Annotated in this window: 23 protein-coding genes; 14 read left to right on the top strand and 9 right to left on the bottom strand. The window is 53.7% G+C overall.

Going from position 1 to position 21,188, the window contains the following annotated elements; translation table 11 throughout:
* The first annotated feature begins 62 nt into the window (after positions 1-62).
* Entirely contained in the window at positions 63-2,600 is a 2,538-nt protein-coding gene (gene fxsT, locus K3T83_RS01380) for an FxSxx-COOH system tetratricopeptide repeat protein (protein ID WP_220201200.1), read from the top strand.
* Here the strand turns inward: fxsT and K3T83_RS01385 are convergent.
* The 3 genes from K3T83_RS01385 to K3T83_RS01395 form a co-directional block, all read right to left on the bottom strand.
* Positions 2,533-3,423: an LLM class flavin-dependent oxidoreductase gene (locus tag K3T83_RS01385; protein ID WP_220201201.1), complete on the bottom strand. Its 891-nt coding sequence runs from the start codon at positions 3,421-3,423 to the stop codon at positions 2,533-2,535. The two genes, fxsT and K3T83_RS01385, sit on opposite strands and share 68 nt — an antisense overlap.
* A 262-nt stretch (positions 3,424-3,685) precedes the next feature.
* The gene (locus tag K3T83_RS01390) at positions 3,686-4,882 is read right to left on the bottom strand and encodes a cytochrome P450 (protein ID WP_220201202.1); all 1,197 of its coding nucleotides are present in this window, start codon (positions 4,880-4,882) and stop codon (positions 3,686-3,688) included.
* Positions 4,883-5,209: 327 nt separating this feature from the next.
* On the bottom strand, positions 5,210-6,505 hold the full coding sequence (locus tag K3T83_RS01395) for a TolB-like translocation protein (RefSeq protein ID WP_220201203.1): 1,296 nt from the start codon (positions 6,503-6,505) through the stop codon (positions 5,210-5,212).
* 259 nt (positions 6,506-6,764) lie between these two features.
* Between K3T83_RS01395 and K3T83_RS01400 the strand changes: the two genes are divergently transcribed.
* Positions 6,765-7,064 carry a hypothetical protein gene (locus K3T83_RS01400; RefSeq protein ID WP_220201204.1) on the top strand — a complete coding sequence of 100 codons (300 nt, stop codon included), beginning with the start codon at positions 6,765-6,767 and terminating at the stop codon, positions 7,062-7,064.
* A 163-nt stretch (positions 7,065-7,227) separates the two neighbouring features.
* On the opposite strand, the gene K3T83_RS01405 is transcribed toward K3T83_RS01400, so the two are convergent.
* Positions 7,228-7,656 carry a PPOX class F420-dependent oxidoreductase gene (locus K3T83_RS01405; protein ID WP_220201205.1) on the bottom strand — a complete coding sequence of 143 codons (429 nt, stop codon included), beginning with the start codon at positions 7,654-7,656 and terminating at the stop codon, positions 7,228-7,230.
* A 156-nt stretch (positions 7,657-7,812) separates the two neighbouring features.
* Between K3T83_RS01405 and K3T83_RS01410 the strand changes: the two genes are divergently transcribed.
* The 10 genes from K3T83_RS01410 to K3T83_RS01455 all read left to right on the top strand — a co-directional run bounded on the left by K3T83_RS01410 (position 7,813) and on the right by K3T83_RS01455 (position 15,039).
* Positions 7,813-8,712 (top strand): LysR family transcriptional regulator, encoded by a 900-nt coding sequence (locus K3T83_RS01410; protein ID WP_220201206.1) that lies wholly within the window; start codon positions 7,813-7,815, stop codon positions 8,710-8,712.
* A gap of 83 nt (positions 8,713-8,795) precedes the next feature.
* Positions 8,796-9,107 carry a hypothetical protein gene (locus tag K3T83_RS01415; RefSeq protein ID WP_220201207.1) on the top strand — a complete coding sequence of 104 codons (312 nt, stop codon included), beginning with the start codon at positions 8,796-8,798 and terminating at the stop codon, positions 9,105-9,107.
* Entirely contained in the window at positions 9,082-9,936 is an 855-nt protein-coding gene (locus tag K3T83_RS01420) for an IS630 family transposase (protein WP_220201208.1), read from the top strand. The genes K3T83_RS01415 and K3T83_RS01420 overlap by 26 nt, the downstream gene beginning before the upstream one ends.
* Before the next feature lie 319 nt (positions 9,937-10,255).
* Positions 10,256-10,507: a DUF5348 domain-containing protein gene (locus tag K3T83_RS01425; protein ID WP_220201209.1), complete on the top strand. Its 252-nt coding sequence runs from the start codon at positions 10,256-10,258 to the stop codon at positions 10,505-10,507.
* A 117-nt stretch (positions 10,508-10,624) separates the two neighbouring features.
* Positions 10,625-11,026 (top strand): PleD family two-component system response regulator, encoded by a 402-nt coding sequence (locus K3T83_RS01430; protein WP_220201210.1) that lies wholly within the window; start codon positions 10,625-10,627, stop codon positions 11,024-11,026.
* Between the two features lie 18 nt (positions 11,027-11,044).
* The gene (locus K3T83_RS01435; RefSeq protein ID WP_220201211.1) at positions 11,045-11,728 is read left to right on the top strand and encodes a response regulator transcription factor; all 684 of its coding nucleotides are present in this window, start codon (positions 11,045-11,047) and stop codon (positions 11,726-11,728) included.
* 17 nt (positions 11,729-11,745) lie between these two features.
* Entirely contained in the window at positions 11,746-13,380 is a 1,635-nt protein-coding gene (locus K3T83_RS01440) for a sensor histidine kinase (protein WP_220201212.1), read from the top strand.
* Positions 13,364-13,723 carry a response regulator gene (locus K3T83_RS01445; RefSeq protein ID WP_220201213.1) on the top strand — a complete coding sequence of 120 codons (360 nt, stop codon included), beginning with the start codon at positions 13,364-13,366 and terminating at the stop codon, positions 13,721-13,723. Before K3T83_RS01440 ends, K3T83_RS01445 begins: the two co-directional genes overlap by 17 nt.
* A 210-nt stretch (positions 13,724-13,933) precedes the next feature.
* Complete coding sequence (locus K3T83_RS01450; RefSeq protein ID WP_220201214.1) at positions 13,934-14,515, top strand: TetR/AcrR family transcriptional regulator; 582 nt, start codon at positions 13,934-13,936, stop codon at positions 14,513-14,515.
* Between the two features lie 62 nt (positions 14,516-14,577).
* Positions 14,578-15,039, top strand: a complete 462-nt coding sequence (locus tag K3T83_RS01455; RefSeq protein ID WP_220201215.1) for a DUF1440 domain-containing protein — start codon at positions 14,578-14,580, stop codon at positions 15,037-15,039.
* On the opposite strand, the gene K3T83_RS01460 is transcribed toward K3T83_RS01455, so the two are convergent.
* Complete coding sequence (locus tag K3T83_RS01460) at positions 15,021-15,227, bottom strand: hypothetical protein (RefSeq protein ID WP_220201216.1); 207 nt, start codon at positions 15,225-15,227, stop codon at positions 15,021-15,023. The two genes, K3T83_RS01455 and K3T83_RS01460, sit on opposite strands and share 19 nt — an antisense overlap.
* Before the next feature lie 274 nt (positions 15,228-15,501).
* Between K3T83_RS01460 and K3T83_RS01465 the strand changes: the two genes are divergently transcribed.
* On the top strand, positions 15,502-15,909 hold the full coding sequence (locus K3T83_RS01465; RefSeq protein ID WP_220201217.1) for a VOC family protein: 408 nt from the start codon (positions 15,502-15,504) through the stop codon (positions 15,907-15,909).
* 281 nt (positions 15,910-16,190) lie between these two features.
* On the opposite strand, the gene K3T83_RS01470 is transcribed toward K3T83_RS01465, so the two are convergent.
* The 4 genes from K3T83_RS01470 to K3T83_RS01485 form a co-directional block, all read right to left on the bottom strand.
* On the bottom strand, positions 16,191-17,369 hold the full coding sequence (locus K3T83_RS01470) for a cytochrome P450 (protein ID WP_220201218.1): 1,179 nt from the start codon (positions 17,367-17,369) through the stop codon (positions 16,191-16,193).
* A 56-nt stretch (positions 17,370-17,425) separates the two neighbouring features.
* A complete protein-coding gene (locus K3T83_RS01475) occupies positions 17,426-18,295 on the bottom strand; it encodes an ABC transporter permease (protein ID WP_220201219.1) in 870 nt (289 codons plus the stop codon).
* Positions 18,296-18,356: 61 nt separating this feature from the next.
* Positions 18,357-19,214, bottom strand: coding sequence for an ABC transporter permease (locus K3T83_RS01480; protein ID WP_220201220.1), 858 nt, complete (start codon positions 19,212-19,214; stop codon positions 18,357-18,359).
* 5 nt (positions 19,215-19,219) lie between these two features.
* Entirely contained in the window at positions 19,220-20,233 is a 1,014-nt protein-coding gene (locus tag K3T83_RS01485; RefSeq protein ID WP_220201221.1) for an ABC transporter ATP-binding protein, read from the bottom strand.
* Positions 20,234-20,393: 160 nt separating this feature from the next.
* On the opposite strand from K3T83_RS01485, the gene K3T83_RS01490 reads away from it, so the two are divergent.
* Positions 20,394-21,098 (top strand): TetR/AcrR family transcriptional regulator, encoded by a 705-nt coding sequence (locus tag K3T83_RS01490; protein ID WP_220201222.1) that lies wholly within the window; start codon positions 20,394-20,396, stop codon positions 21,096-21,098.
* Positions 21,099-21,188: the final 90 nt, after the last annotated feature.

The following is a 21,188-nucleotide window of genomic DNA, read 5'->3' on the forward strand; positions in this document are numbered from 1 at the left end:
TATACTGGGTACTACCTTGCTTCTCAAGCAAAGGACTGATACGTTCAGGAGGTAGGTGTCTGATGCAAGAACCGAACAAGAGCAGCAACACATCCCCTTTGCGAGCTGCACGACTCCAACACCATTGGTCACAACGCGAACTGGCAGAGCGTGTCGAAGCGACCGTTTCCACTGTGAAACGATGGGAACGGCAGGCGACCATTCCTGGTCCCTATTTCCGTCTGAAGCTGACGGCTCTTTTTGGCAAAAGCGAAGAAGAGTTAGGACTGAGAGAAGCGCCTGCACTGCCAGCACCTCCTTCGGCACGAGAAGCCACCGGCGAGGAGCAAACCCTGCCGCCTGTGCCCACTGCTCCTCTCTGGACCATCCCCTATCTGCGCAACCCCTATTTTACCGGGCGCGACGACCTGCTTGATCTCCTGGACGAGCACCTTGCCGCTGCAAACGGGGACGAGACCCTCACAACGCGTCGCGTGGCCTTGACCCAAAGGCAGGCCCTGACTGGGCTGGGAGGCATCGGCAAAACGCAGATCGCCGTCGAATATGCCTATCGCATGCGGGAGCAGGGTGCTTCTCCCCATACTCTTTGGATCAATGCAGCCAGTCCAGAAGCTCTGATGACCAGTTTCACGGCGCTAGCCGACCTGCTCCCAGAGTTTGCAGCCAGAAAAGAGACGGACCAGCAAAGGCTGGTGGAGGCGCTCAAAGGCTGGCTGGAGGAATGCCCCCAGCGTTGGCTCTTGATCTTTGATAACGCAGATGATATTTCCTTGCTGCCACCTTACCTGCCCCGCTATGGCAACGGCAGCATCCTGCTGACCACCCGTGCCCAAGCCGTTGGCTCACTGGGGCTCGCCATCGACGTGGAAAAGATGAGCTTCCTGGAGGGAACACGCTTGTTGTTGCGGCGAGCACAATGTTTGCAACCACTGGCCGATGACGAGATGAGCGCGGTGGAGCAGCTCGTGGTGGCCCTCGATCATTTTCCGCTTGCTCTCGAACAGGCTGGGGCGTATATTGAAGAGACTAGATGCACCTTTGCCCATTACCTGCACCTCTATCACAGGCATCGGAGCATCTTGCTTGCCCGGCGTGGCGTGCAATCGACGAACTATCCCGACTCGGTCGCCACCACGTGGTTGCTCTCCTTTCAGAACGTCCAACGAGCCAACCCCACCGCTGCCCAATTGTTGCAAGTGTGCGCGTTTTTGGCTCCAGACCATATTCCTGAAGAACTGCTCAGGGATGGGGCTGCGTATTGGCCCACGCTGCTTCAGGAGGCGGTCACAGATCCGTTGACCTTCGATCAGGCGCTGGAAGCCCTCTTGCGCTTTTCCCTGGTCAAGCGGCTGGCAACAGAGCAGCAGCTGAGTATTCATCGCCTCGTGCAGGTCGTGCAAGTAGAGATGCTTAGCCCGGAGGAGCAACGGCAGTGGGCTGAGCGTGTCGTGTGTGCCGTCAATCATCTCTTTCCGCGTCAGTTTAGAGAAAATGTCAGTTCCTGGCCGCAGTGTCTGCGCTATCTGGAGCAGGCGCAAGCCTGCGCCCAGCTGATCCAGCAGCATCAGCTACAGTTCGTGCAGGCAGCAGATTTGTTGGATCGAGCAGGGACCTATCTGTATATTCGTGCATCCTTTCCTCAGGCCGAAGCTCTCTGTCAGCAAGCGCTCCATCTTCGTGAGGAACTGTTGGGAGCTCAGCATCCTGAAACAGCGAGCAGCTTCCACCACCTGGGCTGCATTTATTATGAACATGGGAAGTACGAACAGGCCGAAGTCTACTATCGCCGGGCCCTGGCGATCAGAGAGGAACTGTTGGGGGAACAGCATTCTGACACAGCCAGGACGTTGAATAATCTGGGCGTCCTTTACAGACAGCAAGGGAAGTACGAACAGGCCGAAGCTTTCTATCAACAAGCGTTGGCAATCAGAGAGGAACTGTTGGGGACTCAACACCCTGACACAGCCATAACGCTGAATAATCTGGGCCGTCATTACAATGAGCAAGGGGAGCACGAACAGGCCGAAACCTACTTTCGTCGGGCCCTGGCGATCTATGAGGAGCAGTATGGTATCTGGCATCCTGAGATAGCAGAGACCCTAAATAATCTAGGCCTTCTTTCCTATGAACAAGGGAAGTATGGACAGGCTGAAGTCTACTTCCGTCGGGCCCTAGCGATCAATGAGGAGCAATTAGGAACCCAGCATTTTAAGACAGCTGAAGTTATGACGAATCTGGCAGAGCTGTACCGGGGCCAGCACCACTATGAGCAGGCCGAGCAACTCTTTACACGTACGTTAGTAATCCAAGAACACACCTTAACAGCGAACCACCCCAATCTTGCCAGGACATTGCATGGCTTCGCCCGTTTTCATGAAGAAGTGGGCGCACTTCAAGCAGCGGGAGCCCTCTATCAACGGACACTGACCATCCGAGAGCATGTATATGGTCCACACCATCCTAAAACCAGCGAAACGCGCGAGCGTTTACAGACAGTGCAACATCTCCTGGAAAATGAGGAGGAGTTGTTGCTCAACTGCGAGGAAGAGAGCGATACATCTTCACCGCTGCAAGAAAACGGGAGAGCGAGACAGCGTTAGAGGGAGTACACTGAACCATGATATGCTCTATACTACGTTGTTCGTACTGCAACAGAGCCTTCGCGATCTCTTCCGTTGATCCTCTCAAAATATTGAGAATGTTTGATGGGATGGGCGTATCTCTCAGATCAGGAAAGTCAAGCAAAATTTCGTGCGTCATCTTTAATGTAGAGGGATCTCGTCCCTCCTCAGCACAGGCCGCTAGAAGCCGCTCATAAGGTTCTTCGAAGGAGGGCTGTGTGTAAGCGGTATTCCAGGAATCGGCATAGCGTGCTACCAGGCGAAGCATGCGTGGTCCCCAGCCTGCAATAAGTAAAGGTGGACCACCCAGACGTCTGCCACGTGGCTTGATCTCACACTCGCGTGCCTGGTAATAGGTGCCCTGAAAGTCAACGGAGCCTTCCTGCAATAACGGTTTGATAATGCGCAACGCTTCCTCAAAACGACCTACCAGATGATCAGAGGGTAGGCCAAAGGCCTGAAATTCGGGTTCATTCCATCCAGCTCCTACTCCCAGAGTGAGCCGCCCCTGGCTGACTTCGTCAAGGGTGATTGCCATTTTTGCCAGGATCGCTGGATTACGGAACTGAGTACACGCGACCAGGGGACCCAACTCCACGCGAGTTGTCGCTTCTGCCAGGGAACTCAGAAAAGTCCAGGCTTCCCAAATCCCACGTGTCTCACCTGGAGAACTGCGATACAAAAGGTGATCAGGTATCCATATGGAGTCCAGGCCGTCAGCTTCAACTCGCAACGCCATCTCACGCACTTCAGCGTACCCACGCACGGCTTCTGACAAATTTAAAACCCAGCCGATTTTCATCGTATCTTTCTCTTCCTATCAATAGTAATAGACATTGGTCTTACCGCTGCCTCCCAACCCGGCTTACTTCCTGCGGCGGCATGGATAAAACGGTATCTCCTGTTCCGCATCCTATATCTAAGACCGGTCCCTTGATGTTTCCCTGCTGGACGAGTTGCTGGAAAGCTGGCTGCGGGTATCCTACTTCCCACGCGGGCAGACCCTGATGGAGCGTCCCCAGTTGTGGTGCGGGCTGGCCCTGGTAGAGCCGCTCAAAACTTTCTTACTGAGCTTCGTCCAAATTAGTAGACGCGAAAAGCGGCAGCACGAGATTGCCTGCTTTGATCGGCTGCCCACACAAGACGGTATCTTTGGTCACAACCCGCACCATTGTATGGACCACCCCACGGTAGCGCCGCACTTCTTCGATCGCTCCCGGCTGCAACTCCGGCTGCTCAACCAGCTGACTTTGGACCTCAGGATGCTCGTCCAAACAAACAAGAGCATTACTCAACAGGCTGGTCGTCGTTTCGTGTCCTGCGATCAACAGCAGCTGGCAGGTTCCCAGAACATCCTGTTCGTGCAAATGTTCTCTATCTCCTTGCGCCTGGAGCAATTTCGTCATCACATCTTCGCGTGGTTCTCGACGACGCTGCTTGATGATCTCCTGAAAGTAGTCGGCTATGTTCTTTGCCGTCTCCTTGCGGAGTTCATAATCGGGTCCGACAAAGTCAGTAGTCCAACGGCGAAACTGCTCTCGATCTCCACCAGGAACTCCTAACAGTTTGGCGATGAAGAGGACAGGCGACGGAAATGCCAAATCATCGACGAAATCCATTGTGCCTTTGTGCTGCACCTGGTCAAGCAGTTCCTGGACAATCGCCCTGATCTGTGGCTCAAACTGCGCCACCACTCGTGGCGTAAACGCCTGAGCAATGAATGCCCGCATGTGCCGATGGTGTGGCGGGTCCATACCTATGAGACCACCATCGACAAGCGGATCGATACTTCCATCTGGATTGAATGTGCGCTGTGAGGAGAAGGTCTGTGGATCTAACAGGACCTGTTGGACATCCTCATAATGAAAGACCAACCAGGAAGCACGCTCCTCATCGTAATACACCTGGTGAAACTCCTGCTCATAGTCATCATCCACCTTCGCTTGAGTCTTGGCGCGAACCGTGTTGTCAGGGACAAAGATGTGAGCCTGAATACCACGAATGCGCGCTGCTATTGAAAGTCCCAATCCGTGACTTCCTGCGGATGCTGCTGTTACCACCTTGGATGTCGGGAGCGCACACAAGAGTCGATAGCAATTCCCTCGAAACTTGAAGGCTTTGGTGATCTGCCTGATTTCATCTTTGAGGGAATGTTCTTTCCAGTGAGCCTGAGCACCAGTATATGAACGCAGGGGAGTCTGGAGAACATGTTGGTAAAACGACGAGGGGCGTTCCGTTCCCCAGAGGTGAACAAGTTGCATATATTGCTCCTAAATCATATAAAATTCATATTGTGCAAAAGCTGTATGGTATCTCATGCCCAACGCCTTGCTCTATTATAATAGTTAGGGTAATAGACCCAGACTAGGAAAATATTGCGGTTTTTCCACTGCCGTGACGAGTAAGCCTGGCGTCGATTTACCAACGCACATGATTCGCAAAAAGCAACAGGAGAAGTATCCGCATACTCACGTATCCTCCTTTTCTGTAACTGCTCAGATACCCCTCTGGCCCGCCAGGTGTTTTGGTGTGTGGGTGGTGAGCTATCAGGCAACGAGCATTTGAAAGGTTCGGGATGACGTATATATTTACAGAACAGTCCAGCCAACAATAGTGGCGCTATCGCTCTTGTTACTGGTGGCAAACGCTGTGGTCGGGCCACCGCTCAAAGAACCATATTTCAAGGTGTTTTGGGTCGTCGCCCAATTCCAGATGCTGTAAACGTAGAGCATGCCGTCGCGCGAGACATAGTGCCAAGCAGGCTCTTCATTGCCGTTGCCGTTCGCGCTCCCTTCGTGCATCAATTGGAGCAGGCCGCTGCCATCGGTATTGACTTTCCATAGACCATCGCGACTATCAGTTTCTCCACGCCTGGTGATGGGGCTTGCCACGTTGAAGAGCAGCATATCGGGCGAGACGGCGTGCACGTCTACGATAGTGAGCTGCTTTGTCGTCGTAATGGTATGCAGCGAGCCACCCGTTGCGGCCTGCTGGCTAACGCTGCTCGGCGCACTCGGTTGATAAGGCGCACCTGACCAGTTAGTTGGAGCAGGTGTGCACTGGCTGATAAACAACGTTGATCTATCAAAGCTGGCAGCCGCATTCCAGCAAGGTTTGCTTGTTTGCTGCTGAAAGACGAGCGTAAGATCTTTCACGTGTTGATTGGGGCCGCGAGTGGTATCCAGCATATACAGCGTACTCGTGGGGATCATTTGAGCGAAGCGGATATATAACTGTTGATCATTCTTCCAGAAGAGTGTAGCCAGCCCGGACGGGTCATCCAGGACCAGCTGCACTTTGCCTGTGTGCAGATCAAAAGTTGAGACCCCGGCAAACGAATCACCCTCTTTTTTACCACCAAAGAAGGCCACGTGCTGCTGATCGGGCGACCAGGTGAGCATCAACGACGCCGTGCCTTGCGGAGCGCAATAGAGCGTCTGCAGAGCTTTGCCGTCGATACGTATCAGTTGCAGCATTTGCACCCCATAGGAGTGTATGGCGGGATTATAGATCTGGTCCGTAAAGAGTATCCATTGCCCATCCGTTGAAAGCTGAGCCTCTGCAATATTGGCATTTTTGAGCGTGAGGATCGTCGTTTTGCTGCCAGTGGTCACGTCATAGTGTACCAGAGAGCCAGAGGTTGGCTGATCATCGACATCGCTGATATAGACAAGGTTCTGGTGGTGACCGAGCGGTTGCGAGAGCGGAGGCATAGTGGCAGCACGGCCTGTTCCGGCTGGCGGGCAATTTGTTGAAGCGGGTGTTGTGCGCGTGGCCCTGGGCGTGACGGTTATGTGGCTCTGAGCTGGCGTTGAGCCACAGGCCGTCAGGAGCAGGCAGAGACAGGCGATGGTGAGCAATAAGAGAGAACGAGTATGTTTCATCACAAGATCCTCTTTTTTGATGCATTGTATTCAGACATATACTGGTTGTTATCGTCACTGCTACAGTATGCCCGATCATAGGGGTAATGACCACACAGAGTCCTCACCGAACGCTCATGATCTCCTCATCGTCGTATCACGCCGCCTCCAGATAGTACAGTGCAAACAAAAAAACAAGTCGATATCTTCTGTAAAGCTGAGAGAAGACAGAACAAAAAGGCTGCTACCCAGGACTCCATGCGACCGGGAGGGGCGCTCTGTGAAAAACGGCAGCCAGAGCAGCCAGCATGGATCGCCCCTGCTTTCGCATGGTAGACAAATAGCTGCGAATGACACAAAAGGCGGTGGGATGCTCGCAAGTTTTTTTGCAGGGCAGGTCTTTGCAGGCTTCTCCGATCAGCTTGTGATCTCGTTGTTCGTGAGTAATGCGCTCTTTTTTCTCGTCTTGCGCATTCCACATACCCTTCATGAATACATCCTCTCGCCAACTGTTGCCGCTGGAGAAACCACTGCCCATGCTGTTAGTGCTATCGGCGGTCGTTTTGCCAACACACTCTAAGTACAAACGATCATAAGCGCTTTCCGGGTTTCCGCTCAAGTTGTTCAATAGTACTGGTCTCGCTGATCAGTTTGATACAGGTTGGGAGAAGAGAGGGAAGTGACAAATCCCTCTCTGTTGGAATTCTTGCAAGAGATGCCAGGGACACTGGTCCCTGGCATCTCTATTTTTCGTGTACCTTGCGACTGGAAAAATCTGTTCTGGCTTGACCAGGTTGAACGGTGTCGCTGCTCAAACCAAAAGAAATGATCCGTGTAGGGAGAATGCGCAACATCTCTGGCGAGAAGGTTTCCACAATCGCTTGACCGCCTTCCAGCAGTGCTTCAACTGTCCCACGTACTTCGATCATCCGCGTTTGCCCAGAGGGCAAAACATCATCAACAACAAAGGCCACACGCCCATGACGGACTGCATCACGATACTTCTTGGTTTGTCCCAGATCATGTCCGCCAATATCAATACTGTTTTCATCAGGGTTGTAGTGAAAGGTCACGGGTATCACATGGAGTTCTCCCTTCTCGCTGACGGTTGCCAGCCTGCCGAGGCGCTGACTTTGGAAATAGGCTTGTTCTTCTGTGGTAAAGGTGCTCATTGGTTGTTCTCTCTTCTTTCCCATCAAGACTTTTCATCTCGATGTTCCTCACTTTTTCCTGGTCTCTTCCCAGAGACGGTCAATTGCCAGGAGTATACCGGATCTGCTACAATGCACGCAAATCATCTTGACCATACCCTTATGAAAGTTGCCCATATGAACTTCTCACAACTTCAGTGTTTGGTAGCGCTTGTCGAAACAGGAAGCTTTACTGAAGCTGCCTATACGCTCGACTTGACGCAATCGACGGTGAGTCACGCCCTGGCTGCCCTTGAAAGCGAGTTAGGGGTGACTCTCCTGGAACGCAACCGCAAAGGGGTGGTCGCACTTACTCCCGCCGGTCAAAAGATCATTCCGCGTGTGCGTGCGCTCCTGGCACAGGCCGGGGCCATTGAACAAGAAGCACAAGTGCTTCGTGGCGAGATTTCAGGAAAACTTCGACTGGGGACCGTTCACTCCCTGTGTCCAGAGATCCTTGCCAGCATCTTGATGCGTTTTCGAGCCTTGTATCCCGAGATTGAAGTCGTCCTCTTTGAAGGCACCATGCAAGAGGTGAGCGAGTGGCTTGGAAACAGTGCCATTGATGTTGGCTTCGTGTTCCATTCCGCGTGTGGAATTGAGAGTACACGGATTGCGACTGACGAGTTATGTGTGATCGTTCCAGCAGGGCATCGTTTCCATACAGAAAACGCCGTGCATCCAGGGGAACTGCGTGGAGAAGAGTTGATTCTGGCAAAAGCTGGATGCGCATCTCAGTTGATGGAGATGAGGAGCTTTGAGATGAGCAGGGCCAGACTGCATGTCCGTTATCAAGCCAGCGACAGCGCCACCATCGTGGCAATGGTCCGCGAAGGTCTTGGCATCACGCTTTTGCCGCGTATGATGCTTCCGCGAAAGCTTGAAGGGGTCCTGGCCCTTCCGCTCAATCCTGCGCAAGATGTGCCGATTGGACTCGCCGTTCGCGAGCGTTCCACAGCCTCCCCAGGAACGCAGTTATTTGCCCAGGTGGCACTGACTTGGACGCAAGAACAGGCGGCATCGCTTCGAGAAATATAACGCTATTGCAAGCTACCGTCCATTTTTCCGAGTTTGACGAGGCCACTGAGAAAGGATAGGCTGGGTTTGGGAGGTAAAAGTCCATGCGAGGTCCCAAACCCGCTTATCCAATCGCGTTAACCGTCGAAGAAGCCCAGCAGCTTCAGCAACTTGTGCGAGCTCATCGCACCCCACAGACGCTGGCAATGCGAGCACGAATTATTCTGACAGCCCATGCCCATCCCGAACAGAGCAATCAACAGATCGCCGAAGCGGTGAGCACCACAGATCGCACGGTGCGTGCATGGCGCGGGCGCTGGGTCAAAACCCATTCCCTGGTTGATGCGCCTCGCAGTGGAGCCCCGAGGCGTTTTTCCCCCTCAGGTGCGCGTGCAAGTCACAGCCATCGCCTGTAGCTTGCCCAAACAGGAACAGGTGCCGCTCTCGCGCTGGAGCCGGGCTGACTTAGCTCGACGCGTCGCCCAAGATCCCACCCTGCCTCACATCTCGGCCAGTACGGTGGGTCGCTGGCTCAAAGCCGAACGGCTTCGCCCCTGGCGCTATCACGCCTGGCAGCACATTCATGATCCTGTCTCCTTCTTGCAACGAGCTCGTCCGGTCTTGCACAACTACGGCCAGGCCCAAGCCCTTTTGCGCCAGGGTATTTGGCTGCTCAGCCTGGATGAGAAAACGTCCATTCAAGCACGCGAGGGCGAGCAGCCTCCTCGTCCAGCGCGTCCTGGCAAGCTGGCGCTTCACGAAGCGCGCTATCATCGTCGTGGCGCACGACATTTGTTTGCTGGACTCTCTGTGGCTGATGGCAAAGTCTACGGAACCTGTCGAAGCCGCAAATGCTTTGTCGATTTCCAAACGTTTGTGCAACAGAAGATCATTCCCGAAGCGGCCCGTCGTCAGGTGCATACCGTGATTTTCATTCTCGACAATGGAACCACGCATGCCCCCAAGCGGTTAGAAGGCTGGCTCCGCGAGCAAGAACGTGTCGGTCAAGAGCAACTGCACTTCCAGGTACATTGGTTACCGCCTAATGCCTCCTGGTTGGATCAGATCGAAATCTGGTTCAGCCTGCTGCAACGCAAACATTTGCAGCCCAATCACTTTCCCAGCACTGACGCTCTGGAAGCTTCTCTTTATGAGTACATCGCTTACTACAACCAAACAGCCAAACCGATCAAGTGGACCTACACTGTTGAAAAGCTTGAGCAGAAACTCGGAAAGCACTTATGATCGTTTGTACTTAGGTAAAAACACACATGTTGTCTTTTCGCCACGAGATCTCTTCGACCGCCCCGTGGGTTTTGCCAATATCCCTTTACCATTTCTTTACTCTCTGCTTGTATACTGAGCCTCAACGGGATCATGTTTCCTCTGCGTGTGTGCTGCTGAGCAAAAGGAGCAAGACGATCTGGCTGCCGAATAAGGAGTCCTGATACAGCCTCCCAGATGAGAAATGCTTCTTTTGTAACCTCTTCTTCTACGAGATAAATAAAATGGTCTGATTGGGCACACATAAGACATACCATAACACTGAGGGGATTGTATAGATATGCAGGGCAGTGATTGGTTCTCTGGAGTTATTATCTGTACAGATGAATACCAATGGTTAGAGATCAGTGGGTCTCCCTTACAAATGAATGAGCAGATCGAAATTGCTGTGATGGGCTATTGGATTACAGGCTCCATCCAGCGAGATGCTGGCGGCTGGTACTTACTCACGGATGATGAGGTGGGCATTCGTTTGCGCACCGGATTGCGAGCGCGTCGCCCTCTGTTTCCTCCTTCGGCTCTCGTGGAATGATTCCCGTATCTTTTTTGAAAAGAGGGAACGAAGATGGCATTCTTCTGGAAACGCTTTTCTGAGAGGAGAGTGTTCTCTCTCCTAGTTACCGTTATGGCTGAATTGCAAGGAGCTTTTATGTTACACTCTCACGAGTCCTTTTCGCAAGAGAAGACGCGATCTCTGCATTTGATCTTGTTAGTCACAACTGATGTGCAGGTCGGCTCGTTTCTTCAACAAGTGATTGATAGAGAAACAAGACATCGTGTTCTTCTTGCCTTCCACGAACAACAGGCGTTGCGGGTCGTCGAGGAGGTCAAACCTGATCTGTTTCTACTTGATTATGAGCTGGTCGAAAAAAGCGGCTTTGCACTGTACGAGCAACTCCATACCGCAAGGAGATGTGCAGATATTCCTGCTTTTCTCAGTCCTTTGAGGAAGCGTTTTGCTCGTTATGTGAATCTTCCATCTCTAGAAGCGAGAGAGCTGTCATCTGAACTGGAGCGTTTTCTCTCGACGCTCGAAGAGTTGCTGGTGTAATGTGAGAGCGAGGAAGCTATGAAAAAGCACATACTGGTGGTAGAAGATGAACAACCTATTTTGCAATTTCTCCAGCGTGGCCTAAGCTATAAAGGGTTTGATGTGCTGACGGCAACGGCCGGAGCGGAAGTTCTTTCCCTGGTTGCCATGTATGGACCGGACCTGGTGTTGCTCGATATTCTCTTACCTGATATGAGTGGCATTGAGGTCTGTCGGGCGCTTCGCGTTGCTGGAAGAAGGAGCTTACCGATCTTAATGCTCACTGCCAAAGACGAGCGGAGCGATAAAATTCTGGGGTTAGAGAGTGGAGCAGATGATTATATCACCAAACCTTTCGATTTTGAAGAACTGGTCGCACGCATACGAGCAGCCCTACGTCGCGTCGAACGGACAGAGCATCTCTCAGTGCCCATCGAGATCGGGGATCTGGTGATTGATCCGGCTGAACAGAAGGTCTGGCGAGCAGGAGAACCGATAGCTCTCACCAGGCGCGAATACGAGCTACTCGAACTGCTGGCGCAGCATGCTGGTCATGTCTTAACGAAAGGACGGATTTTTGAACGGATCTGGGGCTATGATAACGAAGCTGGTCTTGAAGTCATCAAGGTCTATATTAACACACTGCGTTCCAAGCTAAATGCGGGAGGGAAAGCGGATCTTCTCCATGTAGTGCGCGGCGTGGGCTATCTACTCAAAGCGTGAAGGAGAGGAGAAGGATCATGACAAGGCAACTGTGGGCCATCTTTCGCGCACTTGCTCATATCAAGGCCCCTCGTTCCCTGCGGGTGAGACTGGCGCTCTGGAATGTCCTGATTCTCCTGTTGACCCTGCTCCTTCTTGGTGCCGTCGTCTATACCGTTGTGAGCTACAATCTGCAAAGCAGCCTGGATAAACGGCTGCTGACGCAAGGAGAAAAGCTGCAAGGAACAACGCGCATCTGGTTGCTTACAGGACACCCAATCAATCGGGATTTATTTGAACAACTGGCACAGGGCATGCAGCAGGATGAGTTTAGCAGCGATGATTTGTATATTAAGCTCTTTGATGTCAACACAGGAAAACCGTTGCAGTATTCTCCCAATTTGCAGCAAGTACGTATCCACTACACCCAGGAGGATTTTGAGGCCGCTGTTCACGGGCAAACCTTGTGGGCCACCTATCATGATCGAGCAGGCAATGCCGTACGGATTGTGACTATGCCTGTCCTCAACCTCGATCATCACCCAATCGCTGTGGCTCAGATCGGTCGATCTCTCGATGGAGTGCATCAGGTAGAAGTGTTGCTCGCGCTTGTCCTGTGTCTGGGAGGTGTATGCGCCCTGCTCATTGCCTATGCCATGAGTTTTGTGCTGACCAGCAGAGAGGTGCGGCCTTTAAGCTTGCTCAGTGCCCAGATGCGCACCTTGAGTGTGGGAGGATTGGGAGTCCGTCTAGAACCGAAAGGGCAGATGAGGGAAGTGCAACTGTTGACAGAAGCCTTTAATCAGATGTCCCAACGCTTAGAGGCCAGCTTTACCCTGCAACGCAATTTTGTGGCCGATGTCTCCCATGAGTTACGAACTCCTCTGACGGCACTTCGTGGACAAGTTGCGGTCTTGCTGATGAATCCGGACCTGGACAGCGAGGTCGGCCGTGATGTGCGACAAATCCACGCGGAACTGATCCGCCTCTCCCATCTGGTCAGTAATTTATTAGAGATGGCTCGGGTAGATGTCGGGATTATGCCACACGTCGCAGTTGAGAGCGCCCAGCGGGTGGAGTTGGATCTGCTGCTGGTGGAAATCGCGCGTCAGGCTAGATTTCTTAGTCAGCAGGTCACGGTGGAATTGGGGCAATTGCAACAGGTGTGGGTCAGAGGAGAAAGAGATCTCCTCAAGCAGATGCTGCTCAATATTGTCGATAACGCGCTGGTCTATACCCCCTCTGGAGGGCACGTGCGATTAGAAGTTACAGAGATTGAGGATATTCCGTTGGACGTGCAAGATCAGCAGAATGGGTGCCAGCGGCAATGGGCGATGATCTGCGTCACAGACACAGGTCCTGGGATTGCCCCCTCGGATATGCCCCATATTTTTGAGCGTCATTATCGTGCGGGATCAACCAGGTCACGAGGGAAGCTGGGAGCAGGCATCGGACTCTCGCTGGCACGCCTGTTTGCACAAGCGCATCAGGGAGAGATTACGGTGGCAAGTGAGATCAAAAAGGGAAGCTGCTTTCGTATCTGGCTGCCTTTCTCTCACGAGTCGAGCGAAACATCACATCTTAGGGAGGAGCGTATTGATGGGACAGCAACAGGGATTTGCACAGAAGGCTCAGAGAACATCGAGGAAAGAAATTGTGATCGTCGAGCGTGATGATGCCATTGCTGACTTCCTCCAAGAAGTGGTCTGGCAAGCAACTTCATGTAAGGTGTTTCGTGTCTCTACAGGAGAGCAGGCGCTTCGTATTGTGCCGCAGTTGTGCCCAGACTTGCTCATCATTGGCTTCCAATTGACTGATATGACTGGCATCGCCCTCCACGAGCGGCTTCATGCCATCGAAGAACTCTCCTCACTTCCAATGCTCCTGCTCAGAACCCATCAACTCTGGGTCCACAATGAACCCACGTCTTGTTTCTCGATTGAACATCCCTTTGACGTTGATGTTCTTCTTCAGACGATAGCGGTGGTCCTGGGAGACGATATCTGGATGGCATAATTTGGTCGTTCATTCTTACGTGGAGAAGGCGGCTTAGCATTTAGTCCTTTTTTGGGAAGTACTACCCTCTCTTTGTGATTATTACCGTCTTCTAACGAAGCCCCGATAGACTAAGACGGATGGTCATTCCTCTCAAATGGCCGCTTGACAAATCCGCCTTTTCTGCTTATTCTTATTCCAGAATACATATTCTGGAATAGGGAGCCAACCATGCCACGCAACAAAGAATTTGATCCCCAGGCGGCCCTGGATCGGGCGATGATGGTCTTCTGGGAGAAAGGCTTTACCGAAACCTCCTATGAGGATCTGGTTCAGGCCACCGGAGTCAACCGTTATGGGCTTTACAGCACCTTCGGCGACAAGCAGGAATTCTTTCTCAAAACGATAGATCACTATGCCAACACCACCATCACTGTCATGTTAGGGCCGATGGAGCGGTCAGATGCCTCAACACCAGCGATTAGCCAATACTTTGCGATGCTGCTCAACCGTCTGGGAACGCCGCAAGAGCACTTGGGATGTTTGATTGGCAACAGCGCGGTGGAGATAGCTGCACCAACCGAAGCGCTCGTTACACGGATGAACCATCACTTTGAGCGGATGCGGGCCGCCTTCAGGAACGCGCTCCGGGGCGCGCAAGAACGCGGCAAGATTTCCGTCGATCTGGACGTTGAAATGTATGCCGACTATCTGGTGGGGGTAGCCATGGGGTATGTGGTCTGTGTCCGGGGCGGCATGAAGGCCGAGCAGGTGAAGCGATTCATCGAGGTTGCGCTCATTCAACTGAACTGAACCAGCTTTTTTTTGAGGATATCAGAATTGAAATTCTGATTTATTGAAGGTAAAGGAGTTACATGATGATGTTTTCGGAGGTATTTATTGCTCTCGTGGCGGGCCTGGCCGGGACAACCTTGATGACTGGCATGATGCTTGGGGGGACACGAGCCGGGCTGCCCGCCATTGATGTACATGGGATCTTGGGCTATATCACCCGACCAGATCGCAGAACGGCTCTCGGCTACGTGATGCACTGGGCATTGGGAGCTGGCTTTGCCATCCCATATGTGATCGCGTTCAAGATCTTTCCAGGCAGTCCTGCCCTCCTCGGAGCGGCATTTGGCGTGGTCCACTGGCTGCTGGTTGGCGGGATGTTCGCTCTTGCGCCGATGGTTCATGCTGGTATGAGGGCTGGCACGGTCAAGGAGGCTGGCGCTTACATGATGAAATCGCTCGGCGTGATGGGTTTCTTCGGTGGGCTGATCGGACACATCGTTTTCGGGGTGACGGTTGGCCTGATCTACAGCTTGTTGAGGTGAATGAAGGAGTCAGGCGAGGCTCTCACATACTTGCCTGGCTCCTTACAACTCGGTCCTCTTCGCTCACCCGCAATATCAAGCCTGCGATGATCACTTTCCGGTCGGCTGAACTGCTGATCGGCGGGCAGATGCAACCGGCGCTGGATCTCCGGCTGCTTGAGTCCCGCGTATTGCTGGGCAGTTCGCACCTAATATGTCCACAAAGCCGTTAAAAAGCTCGTCGAACTGTTTATATTCTTTTGCGAAATTATAAGCCATCGACTGTTTTTGATAACCGACAGACGGCTCATGCTCACATGAAGTGAGCCGGATTATTTGAGCGGTGATTTCCACCCCACCTGTTGAAAAAGCCGCTGCGCTGTTGACATACTGTTGTCACTCGTCTAGGGTAGACTTCTCGTAAGAAAGCAATCAAGAGCCGCTGACGGGACAACGCCTCAGCATGGAAAGGAAGAAACGTACATGACAAAACTTCTCGGACCAGATTTTTTCAGCTTGCAGGTGCGCAACCTCTCCGCCTCGCGTGCATTCTATACCGAGGTTTTGGGCTTGTCTGTTGATGAGCGCTTCGACACTGCCGACTTTGTCCTCTTCGATACCAACTCGGTTCCCTTTGGTCTGAGTGCAGCAAGAATACACTTGGATGAAGCACCTTATCCGGGATGGGGTGTGACGCTCTGGATCGACTGCGATGATGTCGATGGGTTGCATGCCACATTGGAAGCGAAAGGTGCTCTCATCATCAAGCCGCCCTCTGATGGTCCTTTTGGGCGCAACTTCGTCTTTGCTGACCCCGATGGCTATCGCATTACGGCCAATCAGAACGCCTGGAATCGCTTTCCATTAGGCGGCAGGCAAGATGAGCAGTAGAGAAGCACTCGCCTGCCGTCTCGCAGCGCAGAGGTGCTGGTGCTACCTCACGTTTGATTGACAAGCACACCATTCTGCGACTGGCAACAGAGAGCGGGAATGCACCATCATTCCAGTTCTCTGCTGTCCATCACCCAATGTAAAACGCCTCTACGCACAACAGAGTACTGCCGACTATGTCGATGTCGTCTTGGCTGAATATACTCAACCGTTCAACAAAGGAGAGTCGTAAGGGCGACGAACAGCGGGATTGAAGCACCGCTGAATGGGCCTCTCTGGATTCATATGCCCCTCTTTTCTGCTTCTGTATCGAATTGCACTGGCAAATGCTTCAGGCCAAACACGAACTCCCCCTCAAACAGCTCTAGTGGCTTCTCCCGGATGACACGCACGTTGGGCAACTGCTGGAGGATCATTGGCAGAGCCACCATCGTTTCCATGCGCGCCAGCGGTGCTCCGAGACAGAAGTGGATGCCACGCCCAAAGGCGAGATGCCGATTCGGCGAGCGGGTGATGTCAAAACGCTCCGAGTCAGGAAACACCTCGGCATCCCGGTTCGCCGAGGCCAGCCAGGCAAAGACCAGCGTCCCTGCTGGGATCGTAGTGCCTGCCAGGCGCACCTCAGTCCTGGTCATGCGCGTCAGACGCCAGAACGGCGAGGCAAAACGCAACACTTCCTCGACGGCCCCAGGCAGCAACTCCGGCTGCTTGCGGACCTGCTCCAAAACGTCTGGATGCTCATCAAAGCAGCGGATCGCCTGACTGAGCAGATCGGTCGTCGTCACATGCCCGGCGACGAGGAGCAGCTTGCAGAACTCGATCACCTCCTCTCCGGAGAGCCGCTTGCCATCGGTCGAGGCTCGCAGCAAGACGCTTATCAGGTCGTCAAGTGGTGCGTGCGTGCGCTCCTCTAATAGCGCTATAAAGTAGTCCTGCATCTGTGCGTGGACCTGTCCGAGACGCTGGATTTCTTGCTCGTCGGGCTGAAACAGCCGGGCATCCGAGAGTTGCTGACCGAGCAGTCCATCGGCCCAGCGCTTGAACAGCGGTTGATCAGTCGGGGATACCCCTAACAGTTCAGCGATCACCGTCACGGGCAAGGGATAGGCCAATTCGGTGACGATATCCATCTCGCCCTTGTGCCGCGCCTCATCCAATAATGCTTGTGTGATCTCGGCCACGCGGCCTTTCAGGCGCTCAATTGTGCGTGGGGTAAAGGCGCATGTGATCAGATTCCGATAGGAACGATGTTGGGGTGGGTCCATCCCCAGAATGCTGTTGCACACGCCTTGCGAAGGAAACGAGCTAAAATCGGTAATGACGCGCTCAACCTCCACGTAGCGGAAGACATGAAAGGCTCCACTTTGCTCATCCAGCCAGACCGGCTGGGTCGCACGCATCTGCTCAAACCAGGCATAGCGTTCCTGAACGTCATCCAACGTTGAAAGTGTGTGTCCCATCGTATACTCCTTTTTCCCTTTTTTATGCATGAAGCATTGTAGTCTCCATACGCTTCTTAATATTGGCCCAGCGTGCCCAGGCGTTTCGCCATATGCTCACAGCAGCGAAAAACGATGATCCCCAGTCCCAAATAGGCGAGAGCATTCCCTATCAGCCAAAAGATGGTCCCATCGCTGGCCAGCGCCCCAAGGGAGCTTCCTGCCAGCAGTGTTTGCTGCAATCCCGCAATTCCTGGGGTAATAGGAAGGAAGCGTGCAATGATCGCCATCCACTGCGGCATGTGGGAAGGCGGGACGAACACCCCGCCGAAAAGGAACACAACACCCTGCACTAGTTCCTTGAGGATCTCCAGGCGCTTGAAGCGCAGGGTTAGCCCACCTACCATCAAGGAGTATCCAACACTCCCCACGACCAGCAGGATCAAGGGCAACAAGGCCGACAGCCGCAGAGGGATCGTCACCGGGACGACCAGGCGAATCAGCAGATACATCAGGACAGAGGTGATCAGCGCTTCCACGATGGATGCAACTGTCAGCCCCAACAGCAGCCCCCACGAAGGGAGTGGGCTTAGATACATCTGTTCGAGCGTCCCACTCTGGATTTCACCCAGCAGCCCCCAGAAGAGCCGGTTCGTTTGCATATGAAAGAAGAGGTAGCCGACGAAGCCGAGCAGCAACGGGGCAACGGCCACCTGGTGGAAGCTGCCTTTTCCCTGGGCAAACGTAATGACCAGGAAAAAGAGGCCGAAGGAGATCATTTCGAGCAACAAGGCGACTTTGCCCCGCCACAGATCGATCAAGCCTTTCGCGACCTCGTTGCCCAGCATGATCCTGAGCTTCTGGATTCCTATCTTTGCCTGGTGCCTGCGAGGCGGAAACGCGCCAGATAGGTGAGACGGCACCACATCGAGTCTCTTCGTGTCCATTAGTTAACTCCATACATTTCACACTGGCTCATGGGCCATGTCCGGGCCAGCTCTTCTTCCGCTAATGAGAGATGCCTCGTCGAAGCGTTCGCCGATCATTCAGCAAGAACACGAGCCAGCCCAGCGCTAAAAGCCCAACGGTGTAGACGATGAGCCACGGCAGGGTGCCATCAGCCCAGATAGCAGCCAACGACTGCTGTTGCAGAACCACCTTATCTGTGGCCTGGATGCCAAGCGTGGTGGGCAGGAAGCGAGCCAGCGCCTGTATCCAGGTGGGATACCAGGCCAGAGGAATCAAGGTTCCGTTGAGCAGGAAAATCAGTCCATTGAAGAGCGAGACGATGACCCCGGTCTGAGGAAGAGCGAGAGCCAGCCCCCCGAGCAAAAGCGCAAAGCCAATGATATCGACGATGGTCAGGGCAGCAGGCAACGCTCCCGCGAGCCTCAGCGGAATATGTACTCTCAGAACCCAGCTCATCAAGACGCCAATGATGGTGGTGATCACTACCCCTTCGAGCATCAGAACCACCAGCCGGCTCACGAACAGAGCGACAGGGGCAAACGGACTGAGGTGCATGTGCTCAAAGGTGCCGCCGTTGACCTCTTCACGCAGATCACCCACGAATTTGAAGGTCGTGACGAAGAGCAGTGGATAGGCCAGGAAGGCCAACAGCGTGGGGAGCACACGGGCTTGCTCGATTCCGCCATTTCCGATGAGGAATTGCAGGAGTGGGTAGAAGATGACCAGGGCAACGAACTCTGTGAGGAGGACGGCGCGATGTCTCCACAACAGCCACAGGCTTTTCTGCATTTCATTGAGCAGTGCGCGTGCCGCCGACACGAATCGGGGGTTGCCTTTTCTTGCGCTCTTCTTGATCGCGTGGATCTCCTGAGAAGACAGGGAGGTGGTTGGTCGCATCGTGTTTATTCCTCCCCGAGAATCTGAACAAAGACATCTTCCAGGTCCGGTTCGACTGGCTCAACGGCGAGCAGTGGTAGCCCCTGTGCGCGGCAGGCGGCGAGCAGATCATAGAGCTGGGCCTGATCGGCGATTGGCCCACGTATGCGGCTGCCTCCCTCATCTGAGGTGACCGAGAAGCCGTCGAAAAGGCGCGAGGCGAGAGCAGTGACGCTTCCCCCCAGACGGATCTCTATGAGATCCTGGCGAAAGCGAGCAAGCAATTCGCGTGTCGGCAGATCAGTCACGAGCTTTCCCTGGCGAATAATGGCCACACGATCACAGAGGTCTTGCGCCAGATTGAGCTGGTGGGTCGTGAGCACAATCGTCTTGCCCTGCTCATGTGCAAGTTGTGCAACCCACTCTTTGACTGTGCGTGCCGTCTGCACGTCCAGCCCGAGCGTTGGCTCATCGAGCAGCAGCAGTGGTGGGTCGGTGATAAGGGCTGAGGCAATCGCAACCTTCTGTTGCATCCCACGGGAGAAGCCGCTCACGGCCTGGTGCCGCTGTTCCCAGAGATCAAGGGAGCGCAACAGGAACTCGGCACGTGGGGCAATCTCCTTGCGGCGCAGTCCCTTGAGGCGTCCAAAGTAGAGCAAGTTCTGCCAGGCAGAGAGCGACCAGTAGACGTTGCGCGCTCCCTCCAGGACTGCTCCAATTTGCTGCACTGCCAGGGACCGCTCTCGCGCCACATCCACGCCTCCGAGCAACACGCGCCCGCTCGTCGGCGTCACCAATCCACAGAGCATTTTGATGGTCGTGGTCTTGCCTGCTCCATTGGGTCCCAACAACCCGAGCACCTGACCGACTGGCAGAGACAGGGTGAGGTTGTCAACGGCGTGAACCAGCATCCCCTTGCTTCGGTGGTAGATTTTGCTCAACGTGAGCAACTCGAATGCAAGCGGTTGGGGAGAATCCTCTTTGGGAGTGGACTTCTGATCTGGAGACTTTGCACTGTCCAGTCGATCGTTCCTGGTCATCTGAAACATAGTTCCTCCTTTCGCCCTCTGCGGCAATGTGGTACAATCAAGAACGCTGTATGTCTACACTGTAGACTAAAATACAGTGTAGACATACATTGTAGATTTGTCAAGAGGTGATCCTGCTATTGGTCTTGCAAAGAGGAGGAACAGTGCAATCATGACAGAGAGAAGAGAAACCGGGGAACCTGAGCGAGAGTCAGAGGAAATGGCACGTCAGCCGCTCACGGGTGAGCGTATTCTGCACACAGGTTTGCGATTGATCGATCAGCAGGGGTTGGAAGCCCTCACCATGCGCAAACTTGCGAGTGAGTTGGGCGTAGATCCAATGTCACTATATCGTCACTTCAAAAACAAAGAAGCCCTGCTGGATGGTGTCGCAGACATACTGTGGGGAGAAATTGTATTACCAGGGAGGGAGACTGGCTGGGAAGCCTTGCTCCGCTCCGTCGCCACCTCACTGTATGCCCTGGCTCATGCCCACCCCCGCGCCTACACCCTCTTGTTGAACCGCCAGATCTTGCCACTGAGCATGCTTCAACTCTCCGATGCCATGCGTGGGCGGCTCCAACAAGAGGGTTTTGAGCGCCAGCGCGCAGGAGAGGTCATCTGCGCGCTGTTCTCTTACGCGATTGGGTACGCAATGGTCGAGTTAGCCACGCTGCTGCCGCCGTCAGCAACACACGCAGAGGCGGAATCCATGACCGACATCACACGCCTCGCACACCTCATGCAACGTCTCCCTCGCGAAACACCCGCCCATACGGTAGAGGCTGCATATGCGTTGACCACGTATAAAGCAGATGCCCAATTCACCTTCGGCCTGGATCTGATGTTGATGGGTCTGAAATGCAAGGCGGGGTGATCCAATCGCTATTCTATTAGAAGGGTCAGAGCATACAAATCTGAAAACTGTACGCGAAAGTTTGAGTACTCTGACCCCATCTCCTCTCGA

The organism is Reticulibacter mediterranei, assembly GCF_016587455.1.